Origin of the sequence: Massilia sp. CT11-108 (assembly GCF_047302915.1) — a bacterium.
GTDB lineage: Bacteria > Pseudomonadota > Gammaproteobacteria > Burkholderiales > Burkholderiaceae_D > Telluria > Telluria orientalis.
Genome location: NZ_JBKYMO010000139.1, coordinates 1 through 12,287, shown reverse-complemented (window position 1 = coordinate 12,287; position 12,287 = coordinate 1). Strand labels below are relative to the sequence as shown.

Annotated in this window: 14 protein-coding genes; 3 read left to right on the top strand and 11 right to left on the bottom strand. The window is 66.1% G+C overall.

Annotation, left to right across the window (positions count from 1 at the left end):
* Positions 1-435, top strand: a 435-nt coding sequence (locus ACEN88_RS13410) for a nucleotidyltransferase family protein (protein ID WP_413340267.1), incomplete at its 5' end; no start/stop codon positions are given.
* Positions 436-513: 78 nt separating this feature from the next.
* On the top strand, positions 514-2,343 hold the full coding sequence (locus ACEN88_RS13405) for a M61 family metallopeptidase (RefSeq protein ID WP_413340265.1): 1,830 nt from the start codon (positions 514-516) through the stop codon (positions 2,341-2,343).
* Here the strand turns inward: ACEN88_RS13405 and ACEN88_RS13400 are convergent.
* The 10 genes from ACEN88_RS13400 to rpe form a co-directional block, all read right to left on the bottom strand.
* Positions 2,340-3,899, bottom strand: a complete 1,560-nt coding sequence (locus ACEN88_RS13400; protein WP_413340264.1) for an ATP-binding protein — start codon at positions 3,897-3,899, stop codon at positions 2,340-2,342. The genes ACEN88_RS13405 and ACEN88_RS13400 overlap by 4 nt on opposite strands.
* 5 nt (positions 3,900-3,904) lie before the next feature.
* Positions 3,905-4,711, bottom strand: coding sequence for an alpha/beta fold hydrolase (locus tag ACEN88_RS13395; RefSeq protein ID WP_413340262.1), 807 nt, complete (start codon positions 4,709-4,711; stop codon positions 3,905-3,907).
* Between the two features lie 76 nt (positions 4,712-4,787).
* Entirely contained in the window at positions 4,788-5,273 is a 486-nt protein-coding gene (locus ACEN88_RS13390; protein ID WP_413340260.1) for a TonB family protein, read from the bottom strand.
* Between the two features lies 1 nt (position 5,274).
* A complete protein-coding gene (gene trpC, locus ACEN88_RS13385; RefSeq protein ID WP_413340259.1) occupies positions 5,275-6,075 on the bottom strand; it encodes an indole-3-glycerol phosphate synthase TrpC in 801 nt (266 codons plus the stop codon).
* Positions 6,076-6,083: 8 nt separating this feature from the next.
* Positions 6,084-6,722, bottom strand: a complete 639-nt coding sequence (locus tag ACEN88_RS13380; protein WP_413340257.1) for a LysE family translocator — start codon at positions 6,720-6,722, stop codon at positions 6,084-6,086.
* A gap of 1 nt (position 6,723) precedes the next feature.
* Positions 6,724-7,758 (bottom strand): anthranilate phosphoribosyltransferase, encoded by a 1,035-nt coding sequence (trpD, locus tag ACEN88_RS13375; protein WP_413340256.1) that lies wholly within the window; start codon positions 7,756-7,758, stop codon positions 6,724-6,726.
* Between the two features lie 115 nt (positions 7,759-7,873).
* Positions 7,874-8,443 (bottom strand): anthranilate synthase component II, encoded by a 570-nt coding sequence (locus ACEN88_RS13370; protein WP_413340254.1) that lies wholly within the window; start codon positions 8,441-8,443, stop codon positions 7,874-7,876.
* Between the two features lies 1 nt (position 8,444).
* Positions 8,445-9,941 carry an anthranilate synthase component I gene (gene trpE / locus ACEN88_RS13365; RefSeq protein ID WP_056129359.1) on the bottom strand — a complete coding sequence of 499 codons (1,497 nt, stop codon included), beginning with the start codon at positions 9,939-9,941 and terminating at the stop codon, positions 8,445-8,447.
* Between the two features lie 205 nt (positions 9,942-10,146).
* The gene (locus ACEN88_RS13360) at positions 10,147-10,845 is read right to left on the bottom strand and encodes a phosphoglycolate phosphatase (protein WP_413340252.1); all 699 of its coding nucleotides are present in this window, start codon (positions 10,843-10,845) and stop codon (positions 10,147-10,149) included.
* A complete protein-coding gene (gene rpe, locus ACEN88_RS13355; RefSeq protein ID WP_413340269.1) occupies positions 10,845-11,525 on the bottom strand; it encodes a ribulose-phosphate 3-epimerase in 681 nt (226 codons plus the stop codon). The genes ACEN88_RS13360 and rpe overlap by 1 nt, the downstream gene beginning before the upstream one ends.
* A 110-nt stretch (positions 11,526-11,635) precedes the next feature.
* On the opposite strand from rpe, the gene apaG reads away from it, so the two are divergent.
* Positions 11,636-12,010: a Co2+/Mg2+ efflux protein ApaG gene (gene apaG, locus ACEN88_RS13350; protein WP_413340250.1), complete on the top strand. Its 375-nt coding sequence runs from the start codon at positions 11,636-11,638 to the stop codon at positions 12,008-12,010.
* Here the strand turns inward: apaG and ACEN88_RS13345 are convergent.
* Positions 12,011-12,287: hypothetical protein (locus ACEN88_RS13345; RefSeq protein WP_413340248.1), on the bottom strand; the 277-nt coding region annotated here is incomplete at its 5' end.

Below are 12,287 nucleotides of genomic sequence, written 5' to 3'. Positions count from 1 at the left end.
ACCCACGCCGGCGTCAAGCGGCGGCACGACGGCGTGGGTGGGCAACTGGCCGCGCTCGGCTGCGACGTGACCGTGTGTCCGGATGCCGACAGCGGCATGGCGGCATCGCTCACGCATGCCATCCGCCATTCGCTGCCATCGAACCCGCAGGCCTGGCTCGTGGCGCTGGGCGACATGCCGTATGTCGATCCGGCCACCCTGCGCCGCCTCGTCGACGCGCTGGCGGCCGGGGCGGGCATCGCGGCACCCGTGCTGGATGGGCGGCGCGGCAATCCGGTCGGTTTCGGGGCCGTGCACCTGGACGCGTTGCTGGCGTTAAGCGGGGACGCGGGCGCGCGGCGGCTGTTGCAGGCGTTTACCGTGACCGAGGTGCCGGTCGACGACCCGGGGATTTTCCGCGACATCGACTTGCCAGAAGATCTTACGGAAGGGTAATCCCAACCGTTTGAATACGCTCTTTCTTGAAAAATCCGATTACACTACGGCGCATCGGAGAGAGATTGTTCACGTCATATGAAAAAAGCACCCCAGAAGCAGCCGCCGGCCATCCAGTACACCATCGTCCCGAAGGACCTCGCCGGGCACCTGTTCAACGTCACCGTCACCGTGGCGGAGCCGCATCCGGACGGGCAGGTGTTCGCGCTGCCGGCCTGGATCCCGGGCAGCTACATGATCCGAGAGTTCGCGCGCAACATCGTGCGCATCCGCGCCGAGGCCCGGGGGGAAGCGGTCCGTCTCACGAAGCTGGACAAGCATAGCTGGCAGGCCGCGCCCGTCGCCGGGCCGCTGACGCTGCATTACGAGGTGTATGCGTGGGACCTGTCGGTGCGCGCCGCCCACCTGGACCAGACCCACGGCTTCTTCAACGGCACGAGCGTGTTCCTGCGCGTCGTGGGCCAGGAGACGCGGCCGCACCAGGTCGACATCCAGCGTCCGGGCGACCCGGCCGCCCGCACGTGGCGCGTGGCCACCTCGCTGCCGGAAGGGGGCGCGAAGCGCTACGGCTTCGGCACCTATGTCGCGCGCGACTACGATGAGCTGATCGACCACCCCGTCGAGATGGGCGATTTCGTGCTGGGCGGCTTTACCGCGCACGGCGTACGCCACGACATCGTCATCACGGGCCGCGTGCCGAACCTGGACATGGCGCGCCTGGAAAAAGACCTGAAAGCCATCTGCGAGACGCAGATCGCGTTCTTCGAGCCGAAGACGAAGAAGGCGCCGATGGACCGCTACGTGTTCCTGACGATGGTCGTCGGCGATGGCTACGGCGGCCTGGAACACCGCGCGTCGACCGCGCTGATCTGCGCGCGCACCGACCTGCCGACGACGGCCGCGCCGAAGACCGCCGAGCCGAACGAGGGCTACATCAAGTTCCTGGGCCTGTGCAGCCACGAGTACTTCCACACCTGGAACGTCAAGCGCATCAAGCCGGCCGTGTTCGCGCCGTATGACCTGCAGGTCGAGAACTACACGCCGCTGCTCTGGCTGTTCGAGGGCTTTACGAGCTATTACGACGACCTGATGCTCGTGCGCAGCGGGATCATCAGCGAGGCCACGTACTTCAAGCTGCTCGGCAAGACGGTCGGCAGCGTCCTGCGCGGCACGGGCCGCACGAAGCAGAGCATTGCCGAGTCCAGCTTCGACGCCTGGAGCAAGTACTACCGCCAGGACGAGAACGCGCCGAACGCGATCATCAGCTATTACACCAAGGGTTCGCTGGTCGGCCTCGCGCTCGACCTGACGATCCGCGCGAAGACGGAAGGCGCGAAGTCGCTGGACGACATCATGCTCGCCTTGTGGGACCGCTACGGCCGCGACTTCTACAAAGGCAAGGAAGGAGGTGGGCGCGGGGTCACCGAGCAGGAGGTGGAAAGCCTGTTCGACGAGGTGAGCGGCGTGCGGTTGAAGTCGATCTTCGACCGCTACATCCGCGGCACGGAAGACATCCCGCTGGCCAAGCTGTACGCGCCGTTCAGCGTGAAGGTGACGGAAGAGCGCAAGAACGCCAAGCCGTCGCTGGACGCCGGCATCGGCCGCGACGCCGCCGGCGTCAAGCTGACGCAGGTGCACGAAGGCGGCGCGGCGCACCAGGCGGGCCTGTCGGCCGGCGACATCCTGATCGCCGTCGACAGCCTGCGCGTGAACGGCAACCCGTCCAACCTGGACCAGCTGCTCGCGCGCTACCGCGTGGGCGACACGGTGAGCGTGCACGCGTTCCGCCGCGACGAGCTGATGGCGTTCGACGTCACCCTGCAGGGCGACCGCGTGCCGTGCGTGCAGATCTCGGTGGCGCCGGGCACGCGCAAGGGGCCGGCGGTGAAGCGGCCGAGCGCAAGTTAATTCGGCAGATAGGATCGCAAGAGATCGAAATCGATCGGCTTGGTGAGGTGACGGTCGAACCCGGCCGCGAACGCCCGCTCGCGGTCCTTCTGCTGGCCCCACCCGGTCGTCGCAATCAGCGTGATGCCGGCCCCCGCAGACAGCTGGCGCACGCGGCGCGCCAGTTCGTAGCCGTTCATGTCCGGCAGGCCGATGTCGAGCAGGGCCACGGCCGGCGCGAAGCCGGGGAGCATCTCCAGCGCCCGGGCGGCCGTCGCCGCCGTTCTCACCTCGCAGCCGTGCAGCTCCAGCGTCATCGCCAGCGTCTCGGCGGCATCCTCGTTGTCGTCCACGACGAGGACGCGCAGTTGGGCCGGCGCCGCCGTTCCGGACGGTGCCTGCAAAGACGGCGCCCACACGCTGCCTTGCGCCAGCGGCAGCCGGATCGTGAACGTGCTGCCCAGGCCCGGTCCCGGGCTGTCCGCATGCACGCTGCCGCCGTGCAGTTCGACGATCCCGCGCACGAGCGCCAGGCCGATCCCGAGGCCGCCTTTCGACCGTTCGAGCGCCGGTTCGAGTTGCGAGAACATGTTGAAGACGGTGGCGAGCGCCGAGGCGGGCAGGCCGATGCCGTTGTCGCGCACGCTGATCTCGGCCGTGCCGTCGTCGCACGACAGCCGCAGCTCGATCGTGCCGCCATCCGGCGTGTACTTGGCCGCGTTGGTGAGCAGGTTGATGACGACCTGCGCGAGCCGCGTCGCATCGCCGTCCACGACCACGGGCGGCGCCGCGATGGACAGGCGCAGCGTGTGGCGCGCCGCTTCCATCGTCGCGGCGAGGTCGTGTGCCGCGCCCTGCACGAGGGCGGACAATTCCACCGGCGCGCGTTGCAGCTGCATGCGGCCCTGCGTGATGCGCGAGACTTCCATCAGGTCGTCGACGAGGCGCGTCAGGTGGCGCATCTGCCGGTCGAACGCCTGGAGCAGGCGGTTGTCCGTTCCGTGGCCGAACTTCAGCTTGAGGACGTCGAGCGCGCTGCGCATCGGCGCGAGCGGGTTGCGCAGTTCATGCGACAGGGTTGCGAGGAATTCGTCCTTGCGCCGGTCCGCGGCCGACAGCTGCGCATTCAGCTTTTGTAACTCCTCCTCGGCGCTGCGGCGCGCGTCCAGCGCCGCTTCCGCCGCCTTGCGGGCCGCCAGCAGTTCGCGTTCGTACGCGCGCCGGTCGGAGGCCTTGAACAGGGCCCAGTGGTCGATCATGTCGTCCGCTTCCTGGCGGCGGCTGATGTTGATCAGCATGGGCAGGCGCTCCTGGCGCTTGTTGCGCAGGTCGACCTGGATCTCGGCCACGGAGCCCTGCACCTGCAGGATCGGCTGGCAATGCGTGTGGTAGAACAGGCGGGCGCCCACCGGCAGCAGATCCTGCATGCGCACCTTGCCGACGAGCTCCTCCTCCGCATAGCCGAGCCACGTGCACGCCATGCTGTTCGCCCTCAGGATCACGCCGTCGGCCTCCGTCAGCAGCAATGCGCAGGCGGCTTGATCGAACAGGATGTCGCCGGAGGGCGCGGTCGGCACGGATGTCAGCGCAGTGCGTGCGCGAGGAAGTTGTCGATGGCGCGCGAGCTTTCCGTGGGCGCGCTCATGTGCGGGCAATGACCGACGTTCTCGATGACGTGCAGGACGCTGCCCGGCAGGTGCCGGTGCAGGAAGTCGCCGACGGCACGGGGCGCCACGAGGTCGTCGCTGCATTGCAGGATCAACGCCGGCACGGTCGAACGGGGCACGTCCGCGCGGTGGTCGGACAGGAACGTCACGCGGGCGAAATGCTTGGCGATCTCGGGATCGTTGCGGCAAAAGCTCTCGGTCAGCTCCTTGCGCAGTTCCGGACGGTCGGGCACGCCCATGATTGCGGGCGCCAGGCTGCTCGACCAGCCGAGGTAATTGGCGTCCATCGTCTCGAGCAGCTCGTCGATGTCTTCCCGGCTGAACCCGCCGACGTAGTCGCCGTCGTTGATGTAGCAGGGCGACGGGCCCACCATGACCTGCGCGACGAATTTTTCCGGCGCCTTGATCGTGGCCAGCAGGCCGATCATCGTGCTGACGGAATGGCCGACGAAGATGACGGGACCGGTCGCGCAGTCGTCGACGATCTCGAGCAGGTCGTCCGCGTAGCCGTGCAGGGTGCCGTACTTGTCGCGGTCGTACGCGGACAGGTCGGAACCGCCGCTGCCGACCAGGTCGAACGCGATCGTGCGGAAGCGATCCTCATAGGCCGGCGCCAGGAACCGCCACATGGTCTGGTCGCAGCCGAAGCCGTGGGCAAACACCATCGTCGCCGGGCCGGTGCCCGCCAGCCGGACATTGTTCCTGCGCTGTATTGTCGACATGAATATCAAATGTGTAAAAATGTAACAAATAATTATAGACCGAATATTGTCGAGCAGGCGCACCCGTCGCGCATGGTCACGGCGACGGCGATTCCGACGCCTGCGGCCCCGCCAGGCTGCGCAGCTGATACCGCTCGCTGTCCGCGAACAGGAAGGTTTCGGAGAACGTGAGCCGGCCCGCCGGCGGGGGCGGCAGCGGCGAACTGCGCCGCACGGACGCCAGCGCGATCTCGGACGCATCCGGATTGCGCGAGCGCTGCACGGCCACGTCCGCCAGCTGGCCGTCGCGGTCGACGGTGATCTCGAGCACGACGATGGCCGGCAGCATGGGCGGCAAGGTGCCCGTCCAGGCGCGTTCGGGATTGTGGTCGGCCACGTGGTGCGCGACCTGGGTCTTGTAGTCGTCCAGGCCAGCGGGCGCGGGGGCCGTCGGCGAGGCGGGATGGAAGATACGTCCGACGGAAGAGGTGACAGCCTCGGTGGCCGTCCTGACGCTCGAGCATCCGCCCAGGCCTGCGATCGAGATAACGAGAACGAGGCCTGCGCGGATGATCGTGTTCATGTCAGTCGAATAAGCGTTTGAGTTCCGTGCCGGGATCGGGCGCGCGCATGAACGCTTCGCCCACCAGGAACGCATGCACGTTGGCGTCGCGCATGCGCTTGACGTCGGCGGGCGCCAGGATCGCGGACTCCGTGACCACGAGCCGTTCCGCCGGAATGCGCGGCAGCAGGCCGATGGTCGTGTCGAGCGTGACCTCGAAAGTGCGCAGGTTGCGGTTGTTGATGCCCAGCAGGCGCGTATTGAGCTTCAGGGCCGCATCCAGTTCGTCGCCGTCATGGACTTCGACCAGCACGTCCATGCCGAGTTCCTGGGCACATGCCTCAAGATCCGCCATCAGGCCATGATCCAGCGCAGCGACGATCAGCAGAATCGCGTCCGCACCCATCGCGCGGGCTTCGTATACCTGGTACGGGTCGATGATGAAATCCTTGCGGATCACGGGCAGGTTGCACGCGGCGCGCGCCTGCTTCAGGTACTCGGGCGAGCCCTGGAAGAATTGCACGTCGGTCAGGACGGACAGGCACGATGCGCCGCCCGCGGCATAGCTCCGGGCGATCTCGGCCGGACGGAAGTCGGCGCGGATCACGCCTTTCGACGGCGACGCTTTTTTCACTTCGGCGATCACGCCCGCACGGCCCGCGTCAATGCTGCGGCGCAGGCTCGCCTCGAAGCCGCGCAGGTCGGCGCGCAGGGCGGCATCGCTTTCGACGTCGCGGCGCAGGCTGTTGAAATCGCGCTGCTGCTTGGCCGCGGCGACTTCCGTGGCTTTGACGTCGAGGATCTTGTTCAGGATATCGGACATGGTGGTATTCAGTGTTGTTTCGCCAGCGCCAGCTTGACGCCGAGCCAGACGAACAGGCCGCCGGTGGCGCGGTTGAGCCATTGCGCGACGGCGGGATTCGGTTTCAGGCGCGCGCGTGCCTGCGCGGTGAACAGCGCCAGCGCATGGCACCACAACATGCCGTTGATGTTGAAGATGGCGCCCAGGATCAGGAAGGCGGCCGCCTTGTGCGGCGCGTTCGCGTCGATGAATTGCGGGACGAAGGCGAGGAAGAACAGCGCCACCTTCGGGTTCAGCACGTTCGTCAGGATGCCTTGCGCGTAGATGCGGCGCAGGGGCAGCGGGGCGACGGTGAGCGGCTGAGCGGCGGCACCGTCGCCGCGCTTGCTGAGCAGCATGCCGACAGCCAGGTACAGGATGTACGCGGCGCCAAGCAGCTTGACGACGGTGAACGCGGCGGCCGACGTGGCCAGGATCGCCGACAGGCCGAGCGCCGCAGCGAAGATGTGCACGAAGGTGCCCGTGCCGATGCCGAGGGCCGCCGCGCTGCCGGCGCGCCAGCCCTGCGTCGCGCTGCGCGTCATGATGAGCAGCGAGTCCGGCCCCGGCATGATGTTCAGCAGCAGGCCGGACACGACGAACAGCGCGAGGTCGTGGATGCCGAACATGTCAGCTCGCCGCGCCGAGCTGGCGCGTGACGCTCACGAACTGGTCGAGCTTCGCCAGCGCCGCGCCCGACGCGATGGCGGTGCGGGCGCGCTGCAGGCCGTCCTCGATGGACGCCGCCACGCCGGCCGCGTACAGCGCCGTGCCCGCGTTCAGCGCCACGATGTCGTGGGCCGGACCCGGTTCGCCGCGCAGCGCTTCCATGATGCGCGCCTTCGATTCGGTGGCGTCGGCCACTTTCAGGTTGCGGCTGGCGATCATCGCGAGGCCGTAGTCTTCCGGGTGGATCTCGTATTCGCGGATTTCGCCGTTGACGAGTTCACCGACCATCGTGCCGGCGCCGAGCGAGACTTCGTCCATGTTGTCGCGGCCCCAGACGACGAGCGCATGCTGGGCGCCGAGGCGCTGCAGCACGCGCACCTGGATGCCGACGAGGTCCGGGTGGAACACGCCCATCAGGATGTTCGGCGCGCCCGCCGGATTCGTCAGCGGGCCGAGGATGTTGAAGATGCTGCGCACGCCCATCTCGCGCCGGACGGCGGCCACGTTCTTCATGGCCGCGTGGTGGTTCGGGGCGAACATGAAGCCGATGCCCGTCTGCGCGATCGACTGGGCGATCTGCTCGGGTTTCAGGTCGATGTGCGCGCCCAGCGATTCGATGACGTCCGCGCTGCCGGACGACGACGACACGCTGCGCCCGCCGTGCTTCGCGACGCGCGCGCCGGCGGCGGCTGCGACGAACATCGACGCGGTCGAGATATTGAAGGTGTGCGCGCCGTCGCCGCCGGTGCCGACGATGTCGACGAGGTGCGTCGTGTCGGCCATCGGGACCTTGGTGGAGAATTCGCGCATCACCTGCGCCGCGGCGGTGATCTCGCCGATGGTTTCCTTCTTCACGCGCAGGCCCATGGTCAGCGCGGCGACCATCGTCGGCGAGATTTCGCCGGACATGATTTGGCGGAACAGATGCAGCATCTCGTCGTGGAAGATTTCACGGTGCTCGATGCAGCGGAGGAGGGCTTCTTGTGGGGTGATCATGGCAGGTCCAGTATGAATATACACCTCGTCGCCCCCGCGCAGGCGGGGGCCCAATTGCTGTGCGGCGTGCAAGCAACTTGGGTTCCCGCCTTCGCGGGAACGACGTCGTTCTTGCTCAGGCGGTGCGTTCGAGGAAGTTCTTCAGCATCGCATGCCCGTGCTCCGACAGGATCGACTCGGGGTGGAACTGCACGCCCTCGATGTCGAATTCCTTGTGGCGCACGCCCATGATTTCGCCGTCGTCCGTCCACGCCGTCACTTCCAGGCACGCGGGCAGCGACGCGCGCTCGATCGCCAGCGAGTGGTAGCGGATCACCGTGAAGGGGCTCGGCAGGCCCTTGAACACGCCTTCGCCGATGTGCGCGATCTTCGACGTCTTGCCGTGCATGACCTGCTTGGCGCGGATGATCCTGCCGCCGAACGCTTCGCCGATGGCCTGGTGGCCCAGGCACACGCCGAGGATCGGCTTCTTCCCTTTGAATTCGCGCAGCACGTCCACCGACACGCCGGCATCCTTCGGCGATTTCGGGCCCGGCGAGATGCAGATGCGGTCCGGGTCCAGGTCCGCGATTTGTTCGAGGGTGATCTCGTCGTTGCGCACGGTGCGCACTTCCTCGCCCAGCTCACCGAAGTACTGCACGATGTTGTAGGTGAACGAGTCGTAGTTGTCGATCATGAGCAGCATGTCAGATCTCCCCATCCAGTCCGTCTTGCACTTGCTCGGCCGCGCGCAGCACGGCGCGCGCCTTGTGTTCCGTTTCCAGCCATTCCATCTCGGGGATGGAATCCGCGACGATGCCCGCCGACGCCTGCACGTACAGGTTGCCGTCCTTGATCACGCCCGTGCGGATCGCGATCGCCACGTCCATCTCGCCGCCGAAGGAGAGATAACCGCAGGCGCCGCCGTAGATGCCGCGCATCACGGGTTCGAGTTCGTCGATGATTTCCATCGCGCGCACTTTCGGCGCACCCGTCAGCGTGCCGGCCGGGAAGGTGGCGCGCAGCACGTCCAGGTTCGACATGCCGTCCTTGAGCGTGCCTTCCACGTTGGAGACGATGTGCTGCACGTGCGAGTACTTCTCGATGACCATCTGGTCCGTGACTTTCACGCTGCCGGTCGTGGCGATGCGGCCGATGTCGTTGCGCGCCAGGTCGATCAGCATCACGTGTTCCGCCACTTCCTTCGGATCGTTCAGCAGTTCGTGCGCCAGTTCGGCGTCGCGTTCCGGCGTCGAACCGCGCGGGCGCGTGCCGGCGATCGGGCGCAGCGTCACCTTGCGGCCGCCGTCGGCGTCCTTCTCGTTGCGCACCAGGATTTCGGGCGACGAACCCACGATCTGCATGTCGCCGAAGTTGTAGTAGTACATGTACGGCGACGGATTCAGCGAGCGCAGCGAACGGTACAGCGACAGCGGCGAATCCACGTACGGCTTGCGGATGCGCTGGCCGATCTGCACCTGCATCAGGTCGCCCGCCATCACGTATTCCTTCGCGACGGCGACGGCCTTCAGGTAGTCTTCCTTGCTGAAGTCGCGCACGGCCTCGGTGCGTACGGAGCTCGACGTCACCGGCGCGTCCACGCTCCGGCGCAGCATCACGCGCAAGTCCTTCAGGCGCTGGCGGGCCTTGTTGTAGGCTTCGGGCTGGGACGGATCGGCATATACGATGAGATACAGTTTGCCCGACAGGTTGTCGATCACCGCCAGCTCTTCCGTCACCATCAGCTGGATTTCCGGCAGGTCCAGTTCGTCGCGCGGCGCCGTGTGCGCCAGCTTCTTCTCGATGTGGCGCACGGTGTCGTAGCCGAAGTAGCCGGCCAGGCCGCCGCAGAAGCGGGGCAGGCCCGGGCGCAGCGCGACCTTGAAGCGGGATTGATAGGCCTCGATGAAGTCGAGCGGATTGCCTTCGTGCGTCTCGATGACTTCCCCGTTCTTCTCGACCGTCGTGACATTGCCGCGCGTGCGCAGCAGCGTCCTGGCCGGCAGGCCGATGAAGGAGTAGCGGCCGAAGCGCTCGCCGCCGACCACGGACTCGAGCAGGAACGTGTTCTTGCCGGCGTCCTGGCTCTGGGCCAGCTTCAGGTACAAGGTGAGCGGGGTTTCGAGATCAGCAAATGCTTCCGCGATCAGGGGAATACGGTTATAGCCTTGCGTGGCGAGCGATTTGAATTCGAGTTCGGTCATGCTTTTCTCCGGGCCGCCCGCAGGAAGGGGAACGGGCGGCGATTTCTTCAAAAAACCTGCCGGTATCTATGTGCACAGGGCGTGCACCGGCAGCAATCAGCTTGGGTCAGATGGACCAGGATTGCCAGCGTCGCCACAGCCAGGCCTCATGGGCACCGGTTGGGTTGACGATGTGTTTTTTGGCGAAAAACATGGAGTAGATGGTTTAGGAGTTGGCTTTGTTATGAGCGCTGATCAGTTCAGCCGCTTCAAGTAGCGAACCAACTATACCATCGGAATTAATACTTTGCACAGGTTTTCCGTGGTTGTAGCCATACGGGACCGACAGCACGAAGCACCCGGCCGCGCGCGCGGCTTCGGCGTCGTTGCTGGAGTCGCCGATCGCGACCACGCGCGCCGGCTCCACGTCGAAGTCGCGGCAGACCTGCAGCAGCGGCATCGGATCCGGCTTCTTGCGCGGGAACGAGTCGCCGCCGTAGACCAGCTCGAAGTAGGGTGTGAGGCCCTTCTTCGCGAGGAGCGGCTGGGTGAACGCGACGGGTTTATTGGTCACGCATGCGAGGCGCAGGCCCAGGTCCTTCAGGGCCTGCAGGCCTTCGATCACGTGCGGATACAAGGTCGCGCGTTCGCCGTTGATGGCGAGGTAGTGGCGCTGGTAGGCGGCCATCGCGTCGTCGAACACGGCGTCGATGCGGTCCGTGTCGTAGTCGCGGGCCAGCACGTCGCGGATCAGCTTTTCCGATCCCTTGCCGACCATCGGTTCGATGATCTGCTGGGTGATCGGCGCCAGGCCGAATTCCGCGCGCATGCCGTTCAGCGCAAGCTCGAAATCCGGCACGGTGTGCAGCATCGTGCCGTCCAGGTCGATGATGGCGGCCCGGATCGCCGCAGCGCCGGCTTTCATCAGGCGGCCTTTTTCGAGACGGTGGCCAGTTCGGCGCGCATCGCGTCGATGACGGCCTTGTAGTCCGGCTTGCCGAAGATGGCGGAACCGGCCACGAACGTGTCGGCGCCGGCTGCGGCGGCGGCGGCGATGTTGTCGGCCTTGATGCCGCCGTCGACCTCCAGCAGGATGTCGCGGCCCGATTCATCGATCATGCGGCGCGCGAGCGCGATCTTCTTCAGCGCTTCCGGGATGAACGACTGGCCGCCGAAGCCCGGGTTGACGGACATGATGAGGATCATGTCGATCTTGTCCATCACGTGTTCCAGGTGGTGCAGCGGGGTGCCCGGGTTGAACACGAGGCCGGCCTTGCAGCCGTTGTCGCGGATGAGCTGCAGCGTGCGGTCGATGTGTTCCGACGCTTCCGGGTGGAAGGTGATGATGTCGGCACCGGCCTTGGCGAAATCGGGAATGATGCGGTCGACCGGCTTGACCATCAGGTGGACGTCGATCGGCACCTGCACGTGCGGACGGATGGCCTGGCATACCAGCGGGCCGATCGTCAGGTTGGGAACATAATGGTTGTCCATCACGTCGAAGTGGATGATGTCGGCGCCGGCGGCGACGACATTGCGCACTTCCTCGCCCAGGCGGGCGAAGTCGGCGGACAGGATGCTGGGAGCGATGCGGTAGGTCATGATGGGCCGGGGTTGCTTAAGACAAAGCCAGCATTGTACGCCGACGCCGTGCTTTCGGCCGACGTTGTATCATGTGGGCCAAGCGCTCTTTTGCCATTTCAACAAGGAACACCATGCCCGCCTACGATTTCGAGATCACCGTCAGGACCCAATACCTGCCGGAGCAATCCCACCCGGAGCGGACGCAGCACGTGTTCACCTACACGATCACGATCAGGAACACGGGCACCGTGGCGGCCCAGCTGATCTCGCGTCACTGGGTGATCACGGACGCCAACAACAAGGTGCAGGAAGTGCGGGGCCTGGGCGTCGTCGGCCACCAGCCTCTGCTGCAGCCGGGCGAGCAATTCGAATACACGAGCGGCACCCAGATGGAAACGCCGCAGGGTTCGATGGTCGGCGAGTATTTCTTCGTCGCCGAGGACGGCCACCGTTTCGAAGTCAAGATTCCCGAATTCGTGCTGTCGCTGCCGCACGCATTGCACTGATCAGATCTCGGGCGTATCGTTCTTCCTGGTCGAGGACGGCTTCTGCTCGGGCTTGCGGCCCGAGAACATCGTCCACCAGACGATGAACACCAGCAGGAACAAGGCCACGCCGGCCTCCAACATCAGCATCCACATTCCGTTGTCATCCCATATGTTTTCGACACGCCGCAGTGTACCCGCTTTATTGACCCTCGTCGCCTTGCTGGCGGCATGTACCACGACGCCGCCCCCGCAGCCGCCGGTCAGGCTGCCGCCGCCCGTCGGGCCCGTGCCGGTG

Excerpts from the sequence above, each read along its gene's own strand:
- ACEN88_RS13405 (WP_413340265.1), top strand. The coding sequence starts at position 514 with ATGAAAAAAGCACCCCAGAAGCAGCCGCCGGCCATCCAGTACACCATC.
- ACEN88_RS13395 (WP_413340262.1), bottom strand. The coding sequence starts at position 4,711 with ATGTCGACAATACAGCGCAGGAACAATGTCCGGCTGGCGGGCACCGGC.
- ACEN88_RS13390 (WP_413340260.1), bottom strand. The coding sequence starts at position 5,273 with ATGAACACGATCATCCGCGCAGGCCTCGTTCTCGTTATCTCGATCGCA.
- trpC (WP_413340259.1), bottom strand. The coding sequence starts at position 6,075 with ATGTCCGATATCCTGAACAAGATCCTCGACGTCAAAGCCACGGAAGTC.
- ACEN88_RS13380 (WP_413340257.1), bottom strand. The coding sequence starts at position 6,722 with ATGTTCGGCATCCACGACCTCGCGCTGTTCGTCGTGTCCGGCCTGCTG.
- trpD (WP_413340256.1), bottom strand. The coding sequence starts at position 7,758 with ATGATCACCCCACAAGAAGCCCTCCTCCGCTGCATCGAGCACCGTGAA.
- ACEN88_RS13370 (WP_413340254.1), bottom strand. The coding sequence starts at position 8,443 with ATGCTGCTCATGATCGACAACTACGACTCGTTCACCTACAACATCGTG.
- trpE (WP_056129359.1), bottom strand. The coding sequence starts at position 9,941 with ATGACCGAACTCGAATTCAAATCGCTCGCCACGCAAGGCTATAACCGT.
- ACEN88_RS13360 (WP_413340252.1), bottom strand. The coding sequence starts at position 10,845 with ATGAAAGCCGGCGCTGCGGCGATCCGGGCCGCCATCATCGACCTGGAC.
- apaG (WP_413340250.1), top strand. The coding sequence starts at position 11,636 with ATGCCCGCCTACGATTTCGAGATCACCGTCAGGACCCAATACCTGCCG.